Here is a 22,804-nt window from a genome sequence, read left to right as displayed (position 1 = left end):
TGGCGCTTCAACGGACTGAATGAGGAAACATGTGATGAGCGCCATTTCAGAAACCACTACCGGCTTCAAGCCGAAGAAATCCGTCGCCCTCTCCGGCACCGCCGCCGGCAACACCGCCCTGTGCACCGTCGGCCTCTCCGGCAACGATCTGCACTACCGTGGCTACGACATCCTGGATGTCGCCACCAGCTGTGAATTCGAAGAGATCGCCCACCTGCTGGTGCACGGCAAGCTGCCGAACGCCGCCGAGCTGGCGGGCTACAAGGCCAAGCTGAAGGCCCTGCGCGGCCTGCCGGCCGGGGTCAAGACAGCCCTGGAGCAGTTGCCCCCGTCCGCCCATCCCATGGATGTGATGCGCACCGCCGTCTCCGTGCTGGGTTGCCTCTCCCCCGAGAAGGACGATCACAATCACCCGGGCGCCCGCGACATCGCCGACAAGCTGATGGCTTGCCTCGGCTCGGTGCTGCTCTACTGGTATCACTTCAGCCACAACGGCAAGCGCATCCACGTCGAGACCGACGACGACTCCATCGGTGGCCACTTCCTGCACCTGCTGCACGGCGAGAAGCCGCGCGACTCATGGGTGCGCGCCATGCACACCTCCCTCATCCTCTACGCCGAGCATGAGTTCAACGCCTCCACCTTCACCGGCCGCGTCATCGCCGGTACCGGCTCCGACATGTTCTCCTGCATCACCGGCGCCATCGGTGCCCTGCGCGGGCCCAAGCACGGCGGCGCCAACGAGGTGGCCTTCGAGATCCAGAAGCGCTATGACAATCCGGCCGAGGCCGAGGCCGACATCCGCGCCCGGGTCGAGAAGAAGGAAGTGGTCATCGGTTTCGGCCACCCGGTCTACACCGTCTCCGATCCCCGCAACAAGGTGATCAAGGAGGTGGCGCGCGAGCTCAGCGAGGAACAGCACAACACCAAGATGTTCGACATCGCCGCACGTCTCGAAGAGGTGATGTGGGACGCCAAGAAGATGTTCCCGAACCTCGACTGGTTCAGCGCCGTCAGCTACCACATGATGGGGGTGCCCACCGCCATGTTCACCCCGCTGTTCGTCATCGCCCGCACCTCCGGCTGGTCGGCCCATGTCATCGAGCAGCGCATCGACGGCAAGATCATCCGCCCGAGCGCCAACTACGTCGGCCCGGAAGATCTCAAGTTCGTGCCGCTCAAGGAGCGCACCTGATGAACAGCCAATACCGCAAGCCCCTGCCCGGCACGGCGCTGGACTACTTCGACGCCCGCGCGGCAGTCGAGGCCATCGTCCCCGGCGCCTGGGACAGGCTGCCCTACACCTCCCGGGTGCACGCCGAGAAGAATCAGGAGCGCAAGTGATGAACAGCAACTATCGCAAGCCCCTGCCCGGCACGGCGCTGGACTACTTCGACGCCCGTGCGGCGGTCGAAGCAATCGTCCCTGGCGCCTGGGACAGGCTGCCCTACACCTCCCGGGTGCACGCCGAGAACCTGGTGCGCAAGTGCGATCCGGCCATCCTCACCGAGTGTCTGACCCAGATTGCGCAGGGCAAACGTGAGCGCGACTTCCCCTGGTATCCGGCCCGGGTGGTGTGCCACGACATCCTGGGCCAGACCGCTCTGGTGGATTTGGCGGGCCTGCGTGACGCCATCGCCGATCAGGGCGGCGATCCCGCCCAGGTCAACCCCGTGGTGCCGGTGCAGCTGATCGTCGATCATTCATTGGCAGTGGAGTGCGGCGGCTTCGATCCCCAGGCATTCGAGAAGAACCGCGCCATCGAGGATCGCCGCAACGAGGATCGCTTCCACTTCATCAACTGGACCAAGCTGGCGTTCAAGAACATCGAGGTGATCCAGCCCGGCAACGGCATCATGCACCAGATCAACCTGGAGAAGATGTCGCCGGTCATCCACAACGATCGCGGCGTGGCCTACCCGGATACCTGCGTCGGCACCGACAGTCACACCCCCCACGTGGATGCCCTCGGCGTCATCGCCATCGGCGTCGGCGGCCTCGAAGCCGAGAACGTGATGCTGGGGCGCGCCTCCTGGATGCGCCTGCCGGAGATCGTCGGCGTCGAGCTGACCGGCAAGCCGCAACCCGGCATCACCGCCACCGACGTGGTGCTGTCCCTCACCGAGTTCCTGCGTCAACAGAAGGTGGTCGGCGCCTATCTGGAGTTCCGTGGTGAGGGCGCCGCCGCCCTGACGCTGGGCGATCGCGCCACCATCTCCAACATGGCGCCGGAATATGGCGCCACCGCGGCCATGTTCTTCATCGACCACCAGACCCTCGACTACCTGCGCCTGACCGGCCGTGACGGCGAACAGGTCAAGCTGGTGGAGACCTATGCCAAGGAGGCGGGCCTCTGGGCCGACGCCCTGGCGAGCGCCCAATACGAGCGCGTGCTCAGCTTCGATCTCTCCACCGTGGTGCGCACCCTGGCGGGCCCGTCCAACCCCCATCGCCGCCTGCCGGTGGCCGATCTGCGCGATCGAGGTATCGCCGTGGATCTGGACAAGGCCCGCGCCCAGGAGGCCGAGGGCATGCTGCCGGATGGGGCCGTGATCATCGCCGCCATCACCAGCTGCACCAACACCAGCAACCCGCGCAACGTGATTGCGGCAGGATTGCTGGCACGTAACGCCAACCAGCTCGGCCTGGTGCGCAAGCCCTGGGTGAAATCCTCCCTGGCCCCCGGCTCCAAGACGGTCGCCCTCTACCTGAAAGAGGCGGGTCTGGACGAGGAGCTTTCCCAACTCGGCTTTGGCATAGTGGGCTTCGCCTGCACCACCTGCAACGGCATGTCCGGCGCCCTGGATCCCGCCATCTCGCAGGAGATCATCGCCCGCGACCTGTACGCCACCGCCGTGCTGTCAGGCAACCGCAACTTCGACGGCCGCATCCATCCCTATGCCAAGCAGGCCTTCCTCGCCTCGCCGCCGCTGGTGGTGGCCTACGCCATCGCCGGTACCATCCGCTTCGACATCGAGAAGGATGTGCTGGGGGTGGTGGACGGCAAGGAAGTTCGCCTCAAGGACATCTGGCCAACGGATGAGGAGATCGACGCCGTGGTCAAGGCCTCGGTCAAACCGGCGCAGTTCCGTCAGGTCTATATCCCCATGTTCACCATAGAGGAAGACCATGGCCCCAAGGTCGCGCCCCTGTATGACTGGCGCCCGCAGAGCACCTATATCCGCCGCCCACCCTACTGGGAGGGTGCATTAGCCGGTGAGCGGACCCTGAGTGGCATGCGGCCGCTGGCGGTGTTGCCGGACAACATCACCACCGATCATCTGTCGCCCTCCAACGCCATCATGCGCAGCAGCGCGGCCGGCGACTATCTGGCGAAGATGGGCCTGCCGGAGGAGGACTTCAACTCCTACGCGACCCACCGCGGCGATCACCTGACCGCCCAGCGCGCCACCTTCGCGAACCCCCAGCTGGTCAACGAGATGGCGGTGGTGAACGGCGTGGTGAAGAAGGGGTCCCTGGCCCGCGTCGAGCCGGAAGGCAAGGTGATGCGGATGTGGGAAGCTATCGAGACCTACATGGCGCGCAAACAGCCGCTGATCATCGTCGCCGGCGCCGACTACGGGCAAGGGTCTTCCCGTGACTGGGCGGCCAAGGGGGTGCGGCTGGCCGGGGTGGAGGTGATAGCGGCGGAAGGCTTCGAGCGCATTCACCGCACCAACCTGATCGGCATGGGGGTGCTGCCCCTGGAGTTCAAGCCGGGCACCACTCGCCTGACCCTTGGCCTGGACGGCACCGAGACGTACGATGTGGTGGGCAAGCGCCAGCCTCGCGCAGATCTTACCCTGGTGGTTCGCCGCCGCAACGGCGAGGTGATAGAGGTGCCCATGACCTGCCGCCTCGACACCGCCGAGGAGGTCTCGGTCTACGAGGCGGGTGGCGTGCTGCAACGCTTCGCCCAGGACTTCCTGGAGTCGACCACCCACAAGGCCGCCAGCTGAGCCCAACGTCAAGACGGCAGCCACCCAGGCTGCCGTCTTCTATCCCGAACAAGCACGATCAGGACAATCCTATGGTCCACACACCTCAAATCAGAATCCCGGCCACCTATCTGCGCGGCGGCACCAGCAAGGGCGTCTTCTTCCGTCTGCAGGACCTGCCAGAGCGCTGCCAGGTACCGGGCCCGGCCCGCGACAAGCTGTTTATGCGGGTCATCGGCAGCCCGGATCCCTACAGCGCCCACATCGACGGCATGGGGGGCGCCACCTCCTCCACCTCCAAGTGCGTGATCCTCTCCAAGAGCCAGCAGCCCGATCACGACGTGGATTACCTCTACGGCCAGATTGCCATCGACAAGGCGTTCGTGGACTGGAGCGGCAACTGCGGCAACCTCTCCACCGGCGCCGGCGCCTTCGCCATCCACGCCGGTCTGGTGGACCCGGCCCGCATCCCGGACAACGGCACCTGTGTGGTGCGGATCTGGCAGGCCAACATCGGCAAAACCATCATCGCCCAGGTGCCGGTGAGCAACGGTCAGGTACAGGAGACAGGTGACTTCGAGCTGGACGGGGTCACCTTCCCCGCCGCCGAAATCGTGCTGGAGTTTCTCGACCCCTCCGATGACGGTGAAGATGGCGGCGCCCTCTTCCCCACCGGCAATCTGATGGACGAGCTGGAGGTGCCCGGCCTTGGCACCATCAAGGCCACCCTGATCAGCGCCGGCATCCCCACGGTGTTCGTCAACGCCGATGAGATTGGCTACAGCGGCACCGAGTTGCGCGAGCAGATCAACACAGACCCCGACGCCCTCGCCCGCTTCGAGGCGATCCGCGTCGCTGGCGCCCTGCGCATGGGGCTCATCAAGACGGCAGCAGAGGCGGCCACTCGCCAGCACACGCCCAAGATAGCCTTCGTCGCACCGGCGAAGGATTACCTCAGTGCCAGCGGCAAACAAGTCAAGGCAGGGGACGTCGACCTGCTGGTGCGAGCGCTCTCCATGGGCAAGCTGCACCACGCCATGATGGGCACCTGCGCGGTGGCCATCGGCACCGCCGCGGCCATCCCCGGCACCCTCGTCAACATTGCCGCCGGTGGCGGCGAGCGGGAGGCGGTACGTTTCGGCCACCCGTCAGGCACTCTGCGAGTCGGGGCCCAGGCGCGGCAAGTGGACGGGGACTGGACGGTGACCAAGGCGGTGATGTCCCGCTCCGCCCGCATCCTGATGGAAGGCTGGGTACGGGTGCCGGAGGATGCCTTCTAGTCCGAGCATCCCCCTTTGCACCATGAAAAAGAGCCAAGGCAACTGCCTTGGCTCTTTTTTACAACATATTCCACTACCCCATCCCATTTATCATTGCGGTCTGGGCACGCACTCCACCTGACGCGGGATATTCCGCTTGGCATCGCCGCCGATCAGCTGCTTCACCTGACTGGCCGGGCACTGACCATCGTCCACATAGACCTTCTTCCCGTACGCGAGGCCACCGGGCGGCGGATCCTGCGGCAGATACTCGACGGGGGCCGGGGTGACGATGGCACAACCGGACACCAGGCTCACCACTGGCAGCAGCGCCAGCAACATCGATCTCTTCCATGCAACAGCCATAGGCCACTCCTCTGTGTGATCGCATGCGCCGGGTTCCCACGGGCCGCATCGACCCAGGCAGTGTAGTCACCCCTGCCCCCGAGCCGATACCCGCCCCCGGCTGCGCTGTGACGGATCCAGACACAGAAAAGCCAAATGACAGGAACGGCGAGCCCCCTGGATCAAACTCTCATCTTTGCAACCGGCTGAGCGCGAGTTGCCGCCAGGGCTTGGCTTATTGTCCGTAATAGTGTTCGAGCAGGGCGTCGGCCTCTGCCGGGGAGATCTGCATCTGGGGCCAGCGTTTGGCCTTGTCCCTGATGTCCATCAGGTTCTCCCGCTCCGGCTTGAGCTCGCTGCCGAGCTGCCTGTTCAGGGCATCGTAGCGGGCGATGACCGCCTGCCGGGTGAAGACCCCGGGGGTCAAGTCCAGCCGGTAGCCCCGAAACAGCCACTGCAGCCCCTGATAGACCGCCAGGTGATAGACCGAATGGTGATCTTCCTCTTCAAAGTAGCGACTGGTGACGTGCAGGTTCTGGCCGGGCTGCGCCGCTACGCTTCGGGCAAATTGGCGCAGGTGATCCCGGTGAAACTCGGAGCGCCCGAACCCCGGCGTGTAGGGGTTGTTGGCCACCGCGATAAACAGTGATGAAGCGTGCTTGAGCGGATGGGTCAGGGCCCGCTCGATGCGCTGATAGTTGGCCGGATAGTCGAACCAGAGGCTGGCATCGACCGAGAGGTAGCCCTGAAACTGACCGGCGTCTCTTGCCACCGTGTCCAGGGCCAGCAAGCCCCCGAGAGAGTGGCCCACCAGCAGGGCCGGCGAGGCGGTGCGATACCGGCCCTCGATGAGCGGGCGCAGCTCCCGGGTCAGGTACTGCATGAAGGCAGGGCCGCCTCCAGTCTTGGCATAACCGGCTCCCGCGGGCTCCCCATTGGGCAGCACCATGGTATGGCTCGGGGTGTAATCCCGCATCCGGTCCCTGTTGTGCACCGCCACTATGATGAGGGACGGGATCGCCGGGTTCAGCCCGGCCCGCAGCGCCTGGGTGATGCCCGCGACCTCGATCAGGAATTTCTCCCCGTCGAGCAGATAGAGCACGGGGAAGTGCTGATCTGGCTTTTGTTCGTAGTCATCCGGCAGGTAGACACTGTATTGCCGCGCCTCGTCGAGCAAGGTCGAGTGATGGTTGAAGCCCTCGGCGTAGTGGAGCATGCCGGCCTGGGCAGAAGCGAGATGGAGCATAGTGAACAGTACCGCGATGAATCTTTTCATAAGGGGGTCGGAGGAATTTGGTTCGGATAAACGGCAACAGGGCCGCCAGGCCCTGCTGCCGTATGGGTTACAGCTTGTAGGTGAAACCTGCCATCAGGTTGGCCGGTTCGCCGTACATGTTGAAGGTGCTCGTCGAGCCGACCCGGTAGAAGTACTCCCGATCGAAGATGTTGTAGACATTCAGGGTCGCCTGCATCTTGTCGTTGATGTCGTAGCGCACCGCCGCATCAAACAGGGCATAGCCCCCCTGATGGGTCGTGATCCCATTCTGGTTGAAGGAGTAGTCGCTGACCGCCGTCATCCCCGCCCCCAGGTGCAGCCCCTGCACCCAATCCGCCAGGTGGTAGTCGGTCCACAGAGACAGGGAGTGACGCGGGATCGCATCGAATTTCGGATTGTGACCCCCGGATTTCTCCTCGATGTCGGTGAAGGTATAGCCGGTCATCACCATCCAGTTCTGGCTCAGATAGCCGGTCGCCTCCAGCTCCACCCCCTGGGTGTCCACCTTGCCGGTCGCCCAGTAGGTGTTGGCAATGGCGATCCCCTGCTCGTCATAGGCCTGGGCCGCGATGTTATTGTCCTTCATCAGGAAAGCGGTCGCCCGGGTGTTGAGCTGGCCATCCAGCAGGGATGACTTGACCCCGGTTTCCCACTGGCTGCCCTCGCGCGGCTTCAGCATGTCACCATTTTCATCCTGACTGGTCTGCGGCTTGAACACCTTTGAATAACTGGCATAGAGGGTGTGTTCATCGGTCAGGTCATAGACGGCCCCGGCATAGGGAGTGAATTTCCCATTAAAATCACCCGACTGGCTGTTCTGCGCCCCCGAGCTGAGGGTCGTGCTGACGACCTCGGTGTCATACCAGGAGACACGGGCCCCGGTGATCACGGCCAGCGACTCCATCAAGCGCCAGGTCACCTTGCCATACAGACCCAGTTCTGACTTCTCTTCGTAGTCGTTCTTGGTGTACTGGTAGTGTGGCTTGGCGACCGTGGTCGGATCGAAATTGAACACATTGATCTTGCCGATATTGCGGTTGGTGTAGGTCTGGATATCGGATTCATAGCGCTTGTAGTCAGACCCCAGCACGAACTCGCTCTTGTGCCCAAGCAGGCCAAACATCTGGCTGTAGTTGGCATCCAGCGCGACGTTCTGCTGCTGGTTCGCCTGGGCATTGAACATCAGCCCGGTGTTCCCCGCGGCATCCACCGGACCGTTGGTATAGGTCTGCTCCAGGCGCATGTCGTGATCCATGTAACGGGCCGAGAGCTGGCCGACGCCACCGTTGGCAAAGGCATGCTGGAGGGAAGCGCCCACATCGGTGGTGTTCGCGTCGAAGAAGTCTTCGTCAGAACCGAGGTAGGTGCTGCGACTGATGTCGAGCATGCTGCCATCGCTGTACGCCGGCAGACCATTGGTGGGCAGGATGTCCTTGGTTTGATGCAGGGCATAGACCGACAGCAGGGTGCGATCCGACAGCTCGAACTCCAGGGTACCGTAGTAGGTCCCGTTATCGTTGTTGTTGTAGTCAACCTGGTTCTTGATGTCGGCGTTGCTCACCACGAAGCGGCCGAGCACAGAGCCCTCCTCGTTGAGCGCCCCCCCCATATCCGCTTCCAGATAGTGCCGATCCCAACTGCCATAGCGCGCCGTGACCGAGCCCTTGAACTCGTCGGTCGGGCGCTTGAGCACCATGTTGATCACGCCACCCAGTTCGCTGGTGCTGTTAAACAAGCCGGAAGGGCCCCGCATGATCTCCACACGGTCGACGGCGGCCAGCGACGGCAGGGTGCCGAATTTGCTCTGCATGGGCGATGGCAAGCCGTTGAGGCTCACCTCATCGTATTCGTAGCCGCGGGAGAAGATGGAGGAGCGGCCGCTGTCGTTGACCATGGTGCGCAGACCCGGCGTGTATTTGGCCAGATCGTCCACCGCCACGAAGTTGCGCTCTTTGATGTAGTCGTTGGTCAACACCGTGATCGACTGGGGAATGTCTTTCAGGGCTGCCGGGGTCTTGGTACCCACGGTGGCCGAGTCGACGCTGTAACCTCCGGTCTCCTCCGACGGCGCCATCCCGTACAGGGGATTGCCGTAAACCACCAGAGGTTCATTCGCAGCGATATCCTGTTCTTGCGCCCACACAGGGGCAACGACAATGACAGCCAGGGCAGCAGAGACGGCCAGAGCCAGCGGGCTCGGCGCTTTATCCTTAAAGACAACCATAGAAAGAGTGACCCCTACAGGATGATAATGATTTTCATTTGATTTTTAGGGGGCTAATATAGCATCCAAGTTTCCGCAGTAGTTTTGCGGTTTGGTCATTTAACTCTTCGATCTGGTCAAAGTGCACATGACGGACACTGTGGTGAGGGATACGGCGGTCCGCAAACGCGGCCTGTTTACCGGCAGGGTGGAAAACCTGATGATTCAGGACGGCATCCTCTTCCACAACAAGGACATAGTCCACAAGGCCGATTTCGCCACCCAGCGAGAGCTGCCGCCACAGCTGATCATCGCCATCCCGCTCGAGAGCAAGGCGCTGATGACCTATGGCGCCACACACCGGCTGAGAGGCTGTCGCTTTCACAAGTCAGACCCCATCGTCGCCACCGCCATTCTCTATACCGAACCCGACATGGTGCAGGGCGCCGCCAAGGCCCATGTGCGCAGCCGCAGCATCGTCTTGTCGCTCAGCCTGCCCTGGCTTGAGCGCCACCTGATCGGCAAGCACCGAGTCCTGTTCGAACGCATATTCAGCCATCATCTGAGTCGCTGCGACTGGTCGCTACCGCCGCATCTTGGCCAGATGGCGGAAGCCTTGAACCTCACCAGCAGCCAGAATGCCCCCGAGATGCTGATGAGGGAGGCGTTTGCGCTCACCGTCTGGGAGAGCCTGATGGTCAACATCCAGCAGATCGCCTTCGTCTGTGGCCAGCGGCACAACGAGCAACCGACTCGCCTGAAAATGTTGCTGATGGATGAGAAGGTGGACGAGATGGCCCTTGCGGACATTGCCGAGGCGCTGGGCATGAGCGTCTCCACCCTGCAGCGGGCGGCCAAGAAAGAGCTGGGCATCAGCCTGCAGCGTTACTTGCGCGAGCGAAAGTTGCAGGAGGCGAAGGTGAAGCTCGAAGAGCGCAGCATGTCACTGCAGGAAGCCGCCGAGCATGCGGGCTACAACCATGCGGCAAACTTCATTACGGCGTTTCGAAAACTGTTTGGCTTCTCGCCACGGCAGATCATCAGACAGGGCGCGGCAACCGCAGAGGCGTGATGAGCAGCGAGCCTGGCAGCGGCCCAATACCCTCCCCCAAATGGCCTGCCCGGCGGCTACTGTGGACGCGGCACACACTCCACGTGGCGTGGGATATTCTTGCTCGCATCACCGCCGATCAGCTTCTTCACCTGACCATCCGGGCATTGACCATCGTCCACATAGGCAAGCTTCCCATAAGGGAGGGCGCCCGGCGCGGGATCCTGGCTCAGATAGGTGATGTGGGTCGGGGCGAAGTTGGCACAACCCGACACCAGGCCCACCAGCAACAGCCCCCCTGACAACCTTGCTCTCTTCCATCTGACAACCATCGGCCGTTCCCTCTGTGTGATCCTGCTACTGCGCCAATTCGCGCGTACTCCCCCCGTCCCGTCAACCCAGCCAGTGTAGTCACCGATCACCGCCGACCGATAGCCTCACCCGGCGGCCTACCGACGGATCCAGACACAAAAAAAGCCCAAGTGACAGGGTCACTTGGGCTTTTTACTCCATTACGTCATAAAGGCAGACAAGCAGGATGCTACCTGTCACATCCTGTCAGGATCTGCGGCTGACACCGTTATGGCACCGAGGCGGACAGCCCATATACCCAGGCTGTCCGCACGCCGGCTGCCGCCAGACTCGCTATCCCTCCTCGCCATGCCCCCTGCGCTTGAGGGTGAGCGTTGGTCACCAGCACAAATTACTCTGCTGCCCGCCGGCACGACACAAAATGGAAGTAAGCGTCGGGAACCGAAGAATGGCGGCCATACATAGTGCTGAACGCATAGTGATTGCTGCCACTGCTATAATCGCCCGTCCAGTGATAGGAGCTAGTCGGCCAACCGGCAGCTATCGACAAGTCACCGAACTCCGCAAAGAGTCCCTGGTACTCAGCCAGGGTTGGCAGGCGAAAACCTTGCCCCAGGTAAGTGCAATAGTTGTTTCCGTTAGGCCATGTCATCGTGACGTAGGTCTTTCCATTGTGTTTAATTGTGCCGTCATATGGGATCCCCGCGGCATCCACCTCGCTTTGCAGCGGCGGACAAGTCCATTCGGCACCAAAACTGTCGACCAATATGCCTATAACACAGCCAGTACCATAAGCTGGCAGGGGGTAATACACGGTAAGCTGCGTAGTGGCACTGACCCCTGAACTATCCTGCATCGTCGCAGCAATGGTGGTGGCACCACCAGCAACCCCCGTGGCCAGGCCGCCGCCATTGATGGTGGCAATGGCGGTGTTGCCGCTGCTCCAGGCGACGCTGGCACTCGCATCAACAACGCTCCCATCGGACAGAGTGGCCATGGCGGTGAACTGCTTGGTTTCCCCTATCAGGAACGAGCTATCAGCCGGCGTCACGACCAGGGAGACCGTTGTCGGAGGCAGCTTCACACAGGTCACATACAGGTCGTTGTGGTCATCGTAAGTACCACCATCGTGGCCATTCTTCAGATCGATGGCGTGGTGGCTACCCGCATACTGCGCCATGGTGGCCGACCAGTAATACAGGTAAGTCGGCCAGCCCGCATGGGTTTCCAGGTCACCAAACTCGGTGTACAGACCCAGCAGCTCATCCCGTCCCGGCAGATAATAGCCATCCCCCAGGCCGGTACAGTAGGCACTCGCCTGCGGCCACTCCAGCAGGGCATAGACAATGCCGTTCTCGGTGCGCGTGGCGGCATAAGGGATGCCATCGGCATCGGCCTGGGACTGGGTCAGCGGACAGGTCCAGGTCTTGCCCGTCCCATCGGTCAGGGTATCCATGGAACAACCACCCGCGACCACCTCCAGCTCGGCCGTGTCGCTAAGCCCGGAGCCATCTTGCGTCATCGCCGTGATGGTGCTGCTGCCCACCGCTACCCCGGTCGCCAGGCCGGTGTTGCTGCCGATGGAGGCGACGGCGAGATCGCCGCTGCTCCAGCTGACCGAGCTGGTCATATCCTGGCTGCTGCCATCGGACAGGGTCGCCGTGGCGCCAAACTGTTGGTTCTGCCCCACCGCGACAGTGGCGCTCTCAGGGGTCACGGCCAGCTCTGTCATGACGGCATTGGTCACATTCAGGGCCGCGCTGCCGGACTGACCGCTGGCGATATCGGTGGCGGTGATATTGGCACTGCCCACGCTGACGCCGGTCGCCAGCCCGCCGATGACGGTAGCCACCCCGGTGGCATCGCTGCCCCAGCTGGCGGTGCCAGTGATGTCCTGGCTGCTGTTGTCGGAGAGCTGGGCGGTGGCGGTCAGCTGCATACTGAGCCCGACCGGCACCGTGGCCGGATCCGGTGTGACCACCACCCCCATCACGGCGGCGTCGCCCACGCTCAGGGACGCACTGTCGCTCAGGAACAGACCGTTGATACTGCCGGCGGCGCTGATATAGGTCGAACCCTGCGCCACCCCGGTCGCCACCCCGGTGCTGCCATCGACGGTGGCGATGCCGCTGTCGTCGCTGCTCCAGCTGATATTGTCGTTGCCGGTCACCTCCTGACTGGTGCCATCCGACATCCAGGCGCGTACCGTGAACGGCTTGCTCAGGCCAGCCGACACCGTCTCGATGCCCGGGCTCACTTCCAGACTGGTCACCTCGGCACCGGTCACAGTCAGGGACGCGCTGTTGCTGACGGACACGCCATTGACGACGGCGGTCACACTGATATCGGTGGAACCCACTCCCACCCCGGTGGCCAGGCCCTTATCCACGGTGGCGATGAGAGGATCGCTCACCCAGCTGGCGCTGGCGGTCATCGGCAGGCTGGTACCGTCAGACATCAGCGCGGTGGCGTCGTATTGCTGGGCCAAGCCGATGGGCACAGTGCCCCTGGCCGGGGTCACCTGCAAGGCGGTCACGGTCGCGTCGGTCACGGTCAGTTGCGCGTGCCCGCTGAAGAGCTGGCCGTTGAGGGTGGTGCTGGCGTTGAGGGTAGCGGTACCGGCGCTGGCCCCCGTGGCCAGGCCGGTGGTACTGATGGTGGCCATGCCGGGCTCACTGCTGTGCCAGCTGGCATCCAGCACAGGCTGGCTGCTGCCATCGGACAGCATGGCGGTCGCGCTGTACTGTTGCGGCAAGCCGACCGGCGCCCTGAGCTTGGGCGGCGTCAGCTGCAGTGCTGTCACTGTGGCGTCGCTCACCTTCAACTGCGCCGAACCCGCGAGATCCTGACCATTGAAGAGACCCGAGGCCATGATGGCCACGGTGCCGGCACCGAGGCCGCTGGCCTGCCCCCATTTATCCTGCTCATTGCTGACGGTGGCGATGGCGGTGTCGCCACTGCTCCAACTGACGGAGTCCGTGACTACCTGGCTGGTCCCATCGGACAGCATGGCGGTCGCAACGAAGGGCAACGCCAGGCCGACCGCCGTCGTGCTCGATGCCGGGGTCACCTGCAAGGCGGTGACGGTGGCATCGCTCACGGTGAGCTGCGCCGCACCGCTGATCGTCTTGCCCTGGAAGAGACCGCTCGCACTCAAGCCGGCCATGCCCGCCCCGACGCCGCTCGCAAGTCCCTGAGCGACGGTGGCGGTGCCGGCGTCATTGCTGCTCCAGCTCAGGTCGCGGGTCACATCCAGGGTGGTGCCATCGGAGAATTGCAAGATGGCAGTGAACTGCTTGTTCAGGCCGGCGGCCACCCTGGCCGCCGCGGGCGTAATCTGCAGCCCGGTGGCCTGGGCATTGCTGATCTCCAGCTGCGCCTTCGCCTCGATGGGGGCACCATTGGCCCCCATCCCCGATGCCGTGATGGTGACACGGCCCGGTGCGACCCCGGTCGCCAGGCCAGTGCTGGTGATGGTTGCGATGGCGCTGTCACTGCTGCGCCACTGGACGTCGCCGAGCGCGGTCACATCCTGCACCTTGCCGTCGCTCATCACCGCCTGCGCCACATACTGCTGCGGCAGCGCCACCGGGATGCGCCCCTGGGGCGGGGTGATCTGCAGCGAAACCATGCTCGGCGCACCGCTCCCGGAGTCCGTAGATGACGAGTCGTCATCCCCCCCACCGCATGCGGCCAGTAACAAGGCCGCCATGGACGCGTAGATCCACATGAATATTTGCTTCATCGTAAGTCCTAATAAGCTGTTCATCTTATGCTCCTGACCGTCCCTGCCCGCTCGTCTGCGCGACAGGGGCCGGCGGCAAACACCCATTCCGACGCAACAGATGCCAGCCAGGCGCATCGGGGGGTGCCAGATCGTCATGGCCAGTCCCGATCGCCGGGACCACGCCATCACAGGGGGTAACTGAAAACGAGAGAACCGGATCCACCGGAGCATCGCGCAAGGCGATCGCTGGGCATCAAAGCAGACATGGGGTCAAACAGATGCCGCCAGAGGGCGCGGCCTGGCCAGGGGTCACCCTCTGGCCGGATAGTGGCAGCCACTGAGCGGCTTATGGGTATTCCACATTCAAGACGGCCTGGGCGGTGAAGGTGCCGGGCTCTGGCAAGACGCCGGTACCGATGGGTGCCGCATAGAAGAGCACAGTCCCCTGCCCACTCTGCAATGGCACCGACAATGTGCCGGTATTAGGCAGGATCCAGTAGGCGCTGTCGGCCACGTCGCTCTGGGTTGACAGCGCCACCCCCAGGCCAGGTTTGCCCGTCTCGATGAGTGCGGGGTTCTCTGCCGAGGGGACCGCGTTCATGCGCAGCGTCACCGGCGTGCCCATGTCCACGCAGGTGATGGGCATCGAAACCGTCTGGATCAATCCGGGTTGGGAGGGCGGTGCGCCCAGCCGGATGCTGTTGGTCGGGAAGGTCCCGAAGTCCACGATTTCGGCCGCGTTGTTGTTAATGACACAGCCAGGCTGGATCAGGGTAGCGCGCACCTCTACCGTGACGTCCGCCGCTTCTGCGAAGAAGAGGGCGCCGCACAGGGCAAGACCGACCCCCGCCGCTATTTTGCTTTTCATCATCCCGCCTCATTGATAGGAAAAAGTGACACCCACGAGGGCTGTCGCTGTGCCCGCCACCATCTGTTCAGTCCGGATATACCGAAAACCGAGGGGGAAGTTGAACACGCCACCACTGGGACCACTCAGCCCCAACGGATACTGGTTGATCTCATGGTCACCGGCGTCATCGGGTCCCAGCCGATAAGGCGCCCCCGTTCCGGGATTGACCACCTGAACGCCAAGCCCCCGGGCCGTACTGGCGGCAGTCAGGTTCACGATATCGGTTCTATTGCTCGGGTCGGTCTGGTCCGAGAGGGTGACGTTAATCTCGACATTGGGATCGCACTGCAAGTTGATCATGCTGGAAATGATGCCGGTGGTACTGCCCACCGCCGGAAAGTCGCCGGTACTCAGTTCACCAAAGTCGATGTAGGTATTCGCCGGAGAAGTCACATCGCACCCCCGGGCGGCTACATTGACCGTGAAGCCCCGCTGCCCGACGCGATCCTGATATGTCTTCCCTTCCTCATCTCGGCAATCAACACCCAAAAACGCCTCCATTTGCGGAATCACATAACTGCCTGCTGGCAGCTCACCGGGCATGGCATACAAGACATAACGAAATCTTGCATCAATCGCATCTGTGCCAGGTGCCCGCGTGGCGTTGGGAGTCGGATACCAAGTCGTGAACGTCCAGGCAAGGGGGACGGCATCACTGTCTGGGGCTGAGGTATCCCTGGTCGGGACTATGACCCCAAAATAGGGATTACCCGTTGACATGAGGGTATGTACTTTGCCATTAAATTCGACAGTATGAGCCGTGGCCGCCGTATAGCTGAAAAAACTACCCTCTCTATCCTTGATATTAGAATCACTTGGATGGCAGACATTGGCGGCAGTAAATCCCGCATTCGCCACCAAATAAGGTTCATTGTTTCCTTCTGGCACAGAGATATTTATCTGGCTGCCTGGTGGCCCTAAATACGTCTTGGCCGCGACACTTGATGTATTAACAGCACTCAACACAAGGCCGCACCATAAGCAGCCAATGGTTGCCCCCCGTATTACTCTGGCGCAAACACGCTTGCCATCAACATTAATGGACATGTCCCGGCTGGCTGCAGAATAAATAAAAAGCTTCATCACCCACACCTTTACATTTAAAAGACAGGAACAGATAACCAGCAATCAAACGAATTGCTAATAACTATATATTTATCCTAACGGCACTCGATGGCTAAGCGGATGATGGGTTCCGATTTCGCGGATTCTGGCAGTTGGTAATTGGCCCCACAACGCTGACCCTGACCCTCTCCCCATTGGATGTCTAAGGTGCCTTCGTTGGCCAGCCCGGCCAGGTAAACGAGTCCCTCATCACTCACGATGGCGGATGCCACTTCATCCTCGTTGACCACCCGTGCACCAAAGGGTACCGGCTTGCCATTGAACGTCAGCGTGAACAGGCCGCGGCTCCCTTTCTTGGTCTCAAGCTCTGCGCGCACCAGGGCGCCATCGGTCGGCACCACCATCGCAACGGCTTCATCAACCTCGACATCCGCTTGCAATGAATTCACATCCAACGCAACGCGGTTCAAGCGGTAACTGGATGCATAGGGGATGACTGCATAACCATCCGCATCGGTGGCCATGCCAATAGTATTTTCAATATCAACTCCCCCCGCTCCCGGGGCGGCAACCAGAATATTGGTATTACCCAGCGGTTGGCTGAATGTCACACCGTCCGCATGGACCACCAGCCCACCCGACCCTCCGTAGGTAATTTGCTGCTGATCCTCGCTATAGTTATACCCAAGCTCAATATTACCCTTGGTACCCTGATATTGAATATGCGCGTTACCATTGGCTCCCACGCCCTTATTGGTATATCCCTGCTGAACGCTGTAATTCAGATTTTTTTCTTCCAATGCGGTCCCGCTCAACCCCACTCTATGGGTCGTCTTGCCATCCGCATCATAACTGACGCCGTAATCCGCATAGGCTGAAGAATAATCATCCGCCGTCGCTAACCATTTCCCAATGGGGAAGGAGAGGTTCAGCGAGATGACTTTGTTCTCATCCAGTTCAAAGGCACTCTGGTTATAGCTGTAGGCGATCGAGTAAGTAACGTCATTCCAGACACCGGAGTAGCCAAGCTGCAGATATTTATCCGCTTCGTCGGTCTCCCAATAATTTTGCACGCGAGCGCTCAAATAGATTGATTCAGCATCCCCGACCTGTTGGCTGATACTGCCTTCCAGTCTGCCACGCTTGGCATAATGGAGGTCATAGCTGGTTATAGGTTCATCCGTCAGGTCAGAATCATCCGAGCCTTCATTGCCATCTTCGTCAATAGAACCCGACATGTCCTTATAGGTGCTGTCGGCGAAGGTGTAATATCCCTGCGTCGAATAGTGGGCTCCCAATAACTGCAGATCGGTGCCAAAATCCACCAGCGACTTGGCATAGAGCAGACTGAAAGATTGCCCTTGTGTCTCGGTGTCGTCCGGTAATACTGTGTTGGCATGAGATAACTTGACAGAGAGCGCACCGAAGTCCCCCATGTTTTTACCCATACCCACAGCAAAGGAAGAATAATCTGATGACAGCTGGGTCCCCCCAAAGAGCGTAACCGTTTCCGTTACCCCCATGGCAAGCGAGCCCTGGACAAATTCTGGATCCTCTTGCGCATCACTGCCGGAACGATATTTACCCACGGTAACGTCGTATTTCACCCGACCATCACGGAGTAAATTTGGAATAGATGCGAAGGGCACCGTATAATGATTGACGCTACCATCATTTTCTTTTATTTCGACATCCAGATCACCGTTTGCTGAGGTCGCAAACAGATCTTCAATCAGAAATGGTCCCGGTGGGACATGAGCTTGATAAATCACGAAACCATTTTGCTTGATGGTGACGCTGGCATTACCCTTGGCAATGCCCCGTATCGTTGGCGCATATCCCTGCAAGCTGCTGGGATACATTTGTTCATCTGAGGCCAGTTGAGCACCACGAAAGCCGACACTGTCAAATATGTCTGAGGATGTGCTGCTATCACCTATGATGAGCTCGCTCTTCAATGGAATAATAGCCCGAGCGAGGTGGTTGCTCACACTCTGCAGTTCGTTAACCTCGTCACCCTTGTTCCAGGTTGAATAATTTCTAAAACGCCATGCGCCAATATTCAAGCCGGAGTTCAACGCAATGAAATAGTCATCACCGATATCCTCCTTACCCACGCTATTACTGCCACTGAACATATAGTTCAACATCAGGGCGTTGATGCCTTCATCCCAGAGATCTTCTGATACCTCTCCTAGCGCACGCTTGGTCATGGCGGCCTGCGGAATGCTCAAGTCCAGTCGCAAACGCTCAAAATAGAAGACAAAATCGGCCCCCGGGATCAGGGTTCTGATATCAGTTGGCTCGGCGCTGCCCCCGGTCTCACCGGATTGCGATTCAGGCAGGGTCTGCGCATCAATTCCCATGGCAATCAGTTCATCGACTGACAGCACAGGACTCAACCCATCGCCATCCTTCTCGGATGTGCTGGCGACGAAGGCCATATCCCTGGTATCGACGAATTGATCGTTCAAATAGATATCGACCCGATAGGTTCCCGGTAACTGGCCATTATTTTCAAACGCGGCCAGATCCGCTACAGCGGACGGATCTCCGGATAAAAATGCAGGATTAAACTGGACATCGGCCCGGGCATCAGAGATAACGACCCATCCCGCCAATAATACGGTCAATGACTTCGAATTCAACATTGCTTCCATCCATGATTATGTTGGACAAATGGACGGCTTGGTTTGAGAACCGTAATCATTGATAGATTGAAACACCACGTTACCGGCCAGATTGCCGACATCGACACTCTCTGTTGTCAGTGGCGGTACCATCATGTTCGCTATTTTTGTCTTCCCTATCTGCAGGTTGACCATGGTGACAAAATAGGGGGACGGGTTGCTGACCTTCAGCATGCCACGCTCGATGTTGCAACGCAGGCTGGCGGGTGCGTCTGCCGACGCCGTCGGTAATCCCTGAGGACGGAAAAATAGCTTGATGACACTTTGCGTGGCAATCTGCAGGGTATTGCTCTTTTGGGCCGCCTCAGACACCGCCGGAATGGCCTTGGCATTAAGGTAGTACACACTCTCGCGATCACTTGGCAGGGGGTTAGTGCCCACATAAATCATCCTGAGGGTGTTCTCTTTTTTCGGCAGCAATTTAAACAGCGGAGGAGTCACCACGAAATCACTGCTTTTCTTCTCGGCGCTATCCGTGATCCAGGACTGGATCAAAAAGATGGCTTTTTCATCGGTATTGGTCACCGCCAGTGACACCTGTTTATTACCCTGAGGATAAATCACGCGAGTGGCACCCAACACAACCCCACCCGCCTGGGCGGCAGTGGTCATGAGGAAAAAGGTGGCCCCTATAAAGAGTGAATAGATGTTTTTGTGCGCTATCATAAATACCTCTCAGGGATAGGCGACTAAAAAATAAACAGGAACACTGATGGGTGACTCACTGGACATGGGCACCAAAAACTTGAATTTTGAATGGAACCGAAAGACGGGACCATTCACGGAATGCACGAGGGTCGGCGCGTTGGCAACCCGAATGACCACCCGGCCATCGGACCAATCCCAGGCATCCTCCTCATCCTTGGCCAGGCTGCCGATGAAGCGCGAACCATCGCCCTCTTCAACGCCGCTGAAACTGGCACTCACTTGCTGACTGACCGAGGAGACACACTCGCTCAGCCGAATATCAAACAACTCTGCATCGGTCCACTCTGCGGACATGACACGCCCCTCTTGCCACGATATCAGCTCGGCAACTTCGGGGGCGCCAACGGCGCAGGATGAGTAAACGATGCGGCCTTCAAGGTTGATATCGCCGGCGGTATGCACTTTCTGGCGCTCGTCAGCCACGGCACCGAACGACGGCATCACTACCAGAATGGACAATAACGTCCCCTGCAATACTCTTTGCACCGACTGACCTCTTCACAACGACCGATAACAAAATGATGCCCGGGGATTGGTGGACCCAGGCCATCAAGAGAGAGTCCTCGCCTCGCTCACACGAGATCCCTTGTCTCTGCACGCCTTGTGTTCACTCCACCTCAGGCAGCAATGACATGAAGGAAGCAACCGCGCCGTCCATGTAAATGATCCGGATGCCTGTCTATCGGACGGGAAATATCGGCGCTGGCGGCGAAGACGGAGGCGAGAGCGGGAAATAGAACTCATACACTGCTGACACGGGACGCCAGGGCCCCATGCCATCTAAATTTGGGATATAGCCATAAAAGGGTGACTCGCCAAGCGAGTCACCCTGTCACTCTATTTAGCTATCACGCTATTTATTCGTAATGCACATTGAAGTTAGCCACGCTGCTGACGGGGCCTGGCGTCACCGTTGTGCTGGTGGAGATATAATCGACCGACAATGGGATGACGGTAGTACCATCCATGACCGACACAGTGCTTGATGGAACCCCGGTGTTGATCGGCAGCACGGCACCATCCGGCCCCATCAGTACCAGACCCACACCCTGGGCAGCACCGGCACCCGCCGTGTTGGCCAGCACGGAGGTCTTGCCGCTCACGGTCGTACCGCTGAACGACACCGCGGCAGTGGCCTGCACGGTGGGATCACAGTCGACCAGTTTGATCTCGAAGCTTTCCGGCTGATTCGCAGGTGCATCCGACGTTGAATTGAACGCTGCCGTACGTACTTGATCCAGATAGACGGTTTGATCCATGGAGTCAGAGCTCACCGCACACGCCGCGTTGACAACTTCACCGTTGAAATACACGGTGCCACCGGTCACAACAGTCGGGATAGCGAACGCATTCAAGCTCATACCAGCGGACAGAACAACAGCTACGGCTAACAGGGACTTTTTCATAAAAACTTTTAAACCTCAAATGAATGTGTAAACAATGAATATAAAACTTATCAATTTCAGTATTTCTGAACGTTGTTTCGCCCTGAATCTGAATGCATGACAAGAAAATAAAATTAAAAAACAAACAAGGCTATATGAGATGTGTAAACATCTAGACACATGCCCTTGATATCACAGTTCCCTGACTCAAGCCTGTCTAACAACACACGTCCATGATCATTCATATTATTATAATGAATAAATTAAAATCACTGAATAAAAAAATATTAGTCGAATGCCAACTAATTTAAATTTTATTTGTTGTTTGCCAAGCAAAATGACAACAAATCACCCGACCAGTCAATCATTAACAGATAAACCTAGTCACAATGAAAAAATACATGAACCTCAACTAGATATTGTGTTCGGTTCCCATTGGTCAATCATGTGGAATCTCATCGTTCCATGGTACGTCACGCAGACGAGGATACCAACGTAGCGAATTATTCACATTCTGATATGAGCAAAATATGCATCCATCCTGTGCCAGAGCCAGTAGATGCAAACGGGCTGAATAGATGGTCTCATTGCACGCATCTGCAATTTCTCGCGTCTTTGGCCACATATCACAGGGGGGCACTTCGATCCCCGTAGCCGGGGCGAGTACAACTAACGCCCTGTATATCTGCCGCTTCTTTATGTCACTTTTCTTCACAATTTACCTGGCTTAACTCATATTGAAAATGATGGTCCATATCATTAGCAAAGCGAATCCAGATAATAATCCCGGTGATTCGATGCTTTGTAGAATTAGTTTTTAATAGACTCGGCAAGGGCATAAAACAGCGCACAGCGTACCCTCCCATCTTTTTCATCAATGAATCGTTCTATCTGTTGACACTGTGATGCAGTGAGCTGTTCAGTTTCATTGGCCCGGCGTTCTCGGCTCAAGGCACGATGTTGGAGCTGGCCGCTATCAGCATTAACAGTCAGAACCAATTTCATGACTTCATCGACTACTGCCTCATGCAGGGGCCTGATTACCCCGCCAAAGCGAACAAGATGACTCATGCCAGGACAAGCCGATATTTTTGAGGTGTGCATTACTTCAGGATCGAAGCAAATAAATAGATAGCCAGGAAATAATGGTTCCAGTACTGCTCTAAAATGCCCCGGACGATCCAATCTTGGCTGACGGATACAAACCTGAGGAATAAACACCTCAACACCCAGGCGTGCCAAGAGTAACTGAACCTTAAATGAATGATGTTTTCCTGTCTTGTGACAGGCCAGATACCATTGCTCCATATCGACTCCCATAATGGTGCACACTGGAAGGTGATAATTAATGAGTAAGCTCCGCCAAAACTGCACCCAAAGAATGCAACTCTATATATTCAACGATAGTTGTTTTCACACCACTCATGCAGATCATATTGCTTTATCAAAGATGAACCCCAGAGTTTAACTCCTCGATTCTCTCTCATCACATTGAGGTGAGATAAATCACCACATCAGCACAAAACGCTACTGAGCATACGATAACGTTAAATTAGCGGCTTTAAAATACGTTTTTAGTTGAAAAGCCGCATAACGACATAGTAAAACAGGATTATATCCCGCGACATCGCTTCCACTCGACAAGTAGATTGCGAAGTGAGCAAATTTTTCGATATATTCGATCGAGAACATGTATGGAAAAACGATATTCACATGTTCGATACCGCTGTTTTTTGTACCAAAACTGAATCAGTGCTTAATGGATTTAATCTTGATGTGTTCAGATAGAAATATAAAATTATAATGATTGGTTTTTGATTAATTCCATATTTAAGATAATGGCATCTGCGCCACATATAACCCCATAAAAAGCCTCAAACAACACCTCATCATGAGGACGCACAAGCAGACATTGGGTTCGCCACAAGCGCCTAT

Annotated in this window: 17 protein-coding genes; 5 read left to right on the top strand and 12 right to left on the bottom strand. The window is 58.7% G+C overall.

All coding sequences use genetic code 11. The features are described from left to right. Positions 1–34 precede the first annotated feature (34 nt). The 4 genes from prpC to prpF all read left to right on the top strand — a co-directional run bounded on the left by prpC (position 35) and on the right by prpF (position 5,218). Positions 35–1,195, top strand: a complete 1,161-nt coding sequence (gene prpC, locus MM194_RS13560) for a 2-methylcitrate synthase (protein WP_033130729.1) — start codon at positions 35–37, stop codon at positions 1,193–1,195. Then, positions 1,195–1,344 carry a hypothetical protein gene (locus MM194_RS13555; RefSeq protein WP_241343830.1) on the top strand — a complete coding sequence of 50 codons (150 nt, stop codon included), beginning with the start codon at positions 1,195–1,197 and terminating at the stop codon, positions 1,342–1,344. Before prpC ends, MM194_RS13555 begins: the two co-directional genes overlap by 1 nt. Then, a complete protein-coding gene (gene acnD, locus MM194_RS13550) occupies positions 1,344–3,959 on the top strand; it encodes a Fe/S-dependent 2-methylisocitrate dehydratase AcnD (RefSeq protein WP_241343829.1) in 2,616 nt (871 codons plus the stop codon). Before MM194_RS13555 ends, acnD begins: the two co-directional genes overlap by 1 nt. Before the next feature lie 71 nt (positions 3,960–4,030). Next, positions 4,031–5,218: a 2-methylaconitate cis-trans isomerase PrpF gene (prpF, locus tag MM194_RS13545; protein WP_241343828.1), complete on the top strand. Its 1,188-nt coding sequence runs from the start codon at positions 4,031–4,033 to the stop codon at positions 5,216–5,218. A gap of 90 nt (positions 5,219–5,308) precedes the next feature. On the opposite strand, the gene MM194_RS13540 is transcribed toward prpF, so the two are convergent. From MM194_RS13540 to MM194_RS13530, 3 genes are all read right to left on the bottom strand, one after another. Next, complete coding sequence (locus MM194_RS13540) at positions 5,309–5,563, bottom strand: DUF6719 family protein (RefSeq protein ID WP_152599198.1); 255 nt, start codon at positions 5,561–5,563, stop codon at positions 5,309–5,311. 214 nt (positions 5,564–5,777) lie between these two features. After that, positions 5,778–6,818, bottom strand: a complete 1,041-nt coding sequence (locus tag MM194_RS13535) for an alpha/beta hydrolase-fold protein (protein ID WP_241343827.1) — start codon at positions 6,816–6,818, stop codon at positions 5,778–5,780. A 67-nt stretch (positions 6,819–6,885) separates the two neighbouring features. Then, complete coding sequence (locus MM194_RS13530; protein ID WP_241343826.1) at positions 6,886–9,042, bottom strand: TonB-dependent siderophore receptor; 2,157 nt, start codon at positions 9,040–9,042, stop codon at positions 6,886–6,888. 127 nt (positions 9,043–9,169) lie between these two features. Here MM194_RS13530 and MM194_RS13525 point away from each other — a divergent pair, with 127 nt between their 5' ends. Then, positions 9,170–10,093, top strand: a complete 924-nt coding sequence (locus tag MM194_RS13525) for an AraC family transcriptional regulator (protein WP_241343825.1) — start codon at positions 9,170–9,172, stop codon at positions 10,091–10,093. Positions 10,094–10,149: 56 nt separating this feature from the next. Here the strand turns inward: MM194_RS13525 and MM194_RS13520 are convergent, their stop codons facing one another. The 9 genes from MM194_RS13520 to MM194_RS13480 form a co-directional block, all read right to left on the bottom strand. Beyond that, complete coding sequence (locus MM194_RS13520; RefSeq protein ID WP_241343824.1) at positions 10,150–10,404, bottom strand: DUF6719 family protein; 255 nt, start codon at positions 10,402–10,404, stop codon at positions 10,150–10,152. Positions 10,405–10,775: 371 nt separating this feature from the next. Further along, on the bottom strand, positions 10,776–14,015 hold the full coding sequence (locus MM194_RS13515; RefSeq protein ID WP_241343823.1) for an Ig-like domain-containing protein: 3,240 nt from the start codon (positions 14,013–14,015) through the stop codon (positions 10,776–10,778). Positions 14,016–14,457: 442 nt separating this feature from the next. After that, complete coding sequence (locus MM194_RS13510; RefSeq protein ID WP_241343822.1) at positions 14,458–14,979, bottom strand: fimbrial protein; 522 nt, start codon at positions 14,977–14,979, stop codon at positions 14,458–14,460. A gap of 9 nt (positions 14,980–14,988) precedes the next feature. Next, positions 14,989–16,104, bottom strand: a complete 1,116-nt coding sequence (locus MM194_RS13505) for a fimbrial protein (protein WP_241343821.1) — start codon at positions 16,102–16,104, stop codon at positions 14,989–14,991. A 77-nt stretch (positions 16,105–16,181) separates the two neighbouring features. Next, positions 16,182–18,737: a fimbrial biogenesis usher protein gene (locus MM194_RS13500; RefSeq protein WP_241343820.1), complete on the bottom strand. Its 2,556-nt coding sequence runs from the start codon at positions 18,735–18,737 to the stop codon at positions 16,182–16,184. A 15-nt stretch (positions 18,738–18,752) separates the two neighbouring features. Beyond that, the gene (locus MM194_RS13495) at positions 18,753–19,442 is read right to left on the bottom strand and encodes a fimbria/pilus periplasmic chaperone (RefSeq protein WP_241343819.1); all 690 of its coding nucleotides are present in this window, start codon (positions 19,440–19,442) and stop codon (positions 18,753–18,755) included. Positions 19,443–19,451: 9 nt separating this feature from the next. Then, complete coding sequence (locus MM194_RS13490) at positions 19,452–19,970, bottom strand: hypothetical protein (protein WP_241343818.1); 519 nt, start codon at positions 19,968–19,970, stop codon at positions 19,452–19,454. Between the two features lie 371 nt (positions 19,971–20,341). After that, positions 20,342–20,890: a fimbrial protein gene (locus MM194_RS13485; RefSeq protein ID WP_241343817.1), complete on the bottom strand. Its 549-nt coding sequence runs from the start codon at positions 20,888–20,890 to the stop codon at positions 20,342–20,344. A gap of 789 nt (positions 20,891–21,679) precedes the next feature. Continuing rightward, positions 21,680–22,177, bottom strand: a complete 498-nt coding sequence (locus MM194_RS13480) for a transcription termination/antitermination NusG family protein (protein WP_241343816.1) — start codon at positions 22,175–22,177, stop codon at positions 21,680–21,682. Between the last annotated feature and the right edge of the window lie 627 nt (positions 22,178–22,804).

Origin of the sequence: Aeromonas sp. MR16 (assembly GCF_022549315.1) — a bacterium.
Taxonomy (GTDB): Bacteria; Pseudomonadota; Gammaproteobacteria; order Enterobacterales; family Aeromonadaceae; genus Aeromonas; species Aeromonas aquatica.
The sequence above is the reverse complement of the archived record's forward strand: the minus strand, read 5'-3'. Positions and strand labels throughout refer to the sequence as shown.

Excerpts from the sequence above, each read along its gene's own strand:
- MM194_RS13485 (WP_241343817.1), bottom strand. The coding sequence starts at position 20,890 with ATGAAAAAGTCCCTGTTAGCCGTAGCTGTTGTTCTGTCCGCTGGTATG.
- acnD (WP_241343829.1), top strand. The coding sequence starts at position 1,344 with ATGAACAGCAACTATCGCAAGCCCCTGCCCGGCACGGCGCTGGACTAC.
- MM194_RS13555 (WP_241343830.1), top strand. The coding sequence starts at position 1,195 with ATGAACAGCCAATACCGCAAGCCCCTGCCCGGCACGGCGCTGGACTAC.
- MM194_RS13540 (WP_152599198.1), bottom strand. The coding sequence starts at position 5,563 with ATGGCTGTTGCATGGAAGAGATCGATGTTGCTGGCGCTGCTGCCAGTG.
- prpF (WP_241343828.1), top strand. The coding sequence starts at position 4,031 with ATGGTCCACACACCTCAAATCAGAATCCCGGCCACCTATCTGCGCGGC.
- MM194_RS13495 (WP_241343819.1), bottom strand. The coding sequence starts at position 19,442 with ATGATAGCGCACAAAAACATCTATTCACTCTTTATAGGGGCCACCTTT.
- MM194_RS13480 (WP_241343816.1), bottom strand. The coding sequence starts at position 22,177 with ATGGAGCAATGGTATCTGGCCTGTCACAAGACAGGAAAACATCATTCA.
- MM194_RS13535 (WP_241343827.1), bottom strand. The coding sequence starts at position 6,818 with ATGAAAAGATTCATCGCGGTACTGTTCACTATGCTCCATCTCGCTTCT.
- MM194_RS13510 (WP_241343822.1), bottom strand. The coding sequence starts at position 14,979 with ATGAAAAGCAAAATAGCGGCGGGGGTCGGTCTTGCCCTGTGCGGCGCC.
- MM194_RS13515 (WP_241343823.1), bottom strand. The coding sequence starts at position 14,015 with ATGGTTTCGCTGCAGATCACCCCGCCCCAGGGGCGCATCCCGGTGGCG.
- prpC (WP_033130729.1), top strand. The coding sequence starts at position 35 with ATGAGCGCCATTTCAGAAACCACTACCGGCTTCAAGCCGAAGAAATCC.
- MM194_RS13520 (WP_241343824.1), bottom strand. The coding sequence starts at position 10,404 with ATGGTTGTCAGATGGAAGAGAGCAAGGTTGTCAGGGGGGCTGTTGCTG.
- MM194_RS13500 (WP_241343820.1), bottom strand. The coding sequence starts at position 18,737 with ATGTTGAATTCGAAGTCATTGACCGTATTATTGGCGGGATGGGTCGTT.
- MM194_RS13530 (WP_241343826.1), bottom strand. The coding sequence starts at position 9,042 with ATGGTTGTCTTTAAGGATAAAGCGCCGAGCCCGCTGGCTCTGGCCGTC.
- MM194_RS13525 (WP_241343825.1), top strand. The coding sequence starts at position 9,170 with ATGACGGACACTGTGGTGAGGGATACGGCGGTCCGCAAACGCGGCCTG.
- MM194_RS13505 (WP_241343821.1), bottom strand. The coding sequence starts at position 16,104 with ATGAAGCTTTTTATTTATTCTGCAGCCAGCCGGGACATGTCCATTAAT.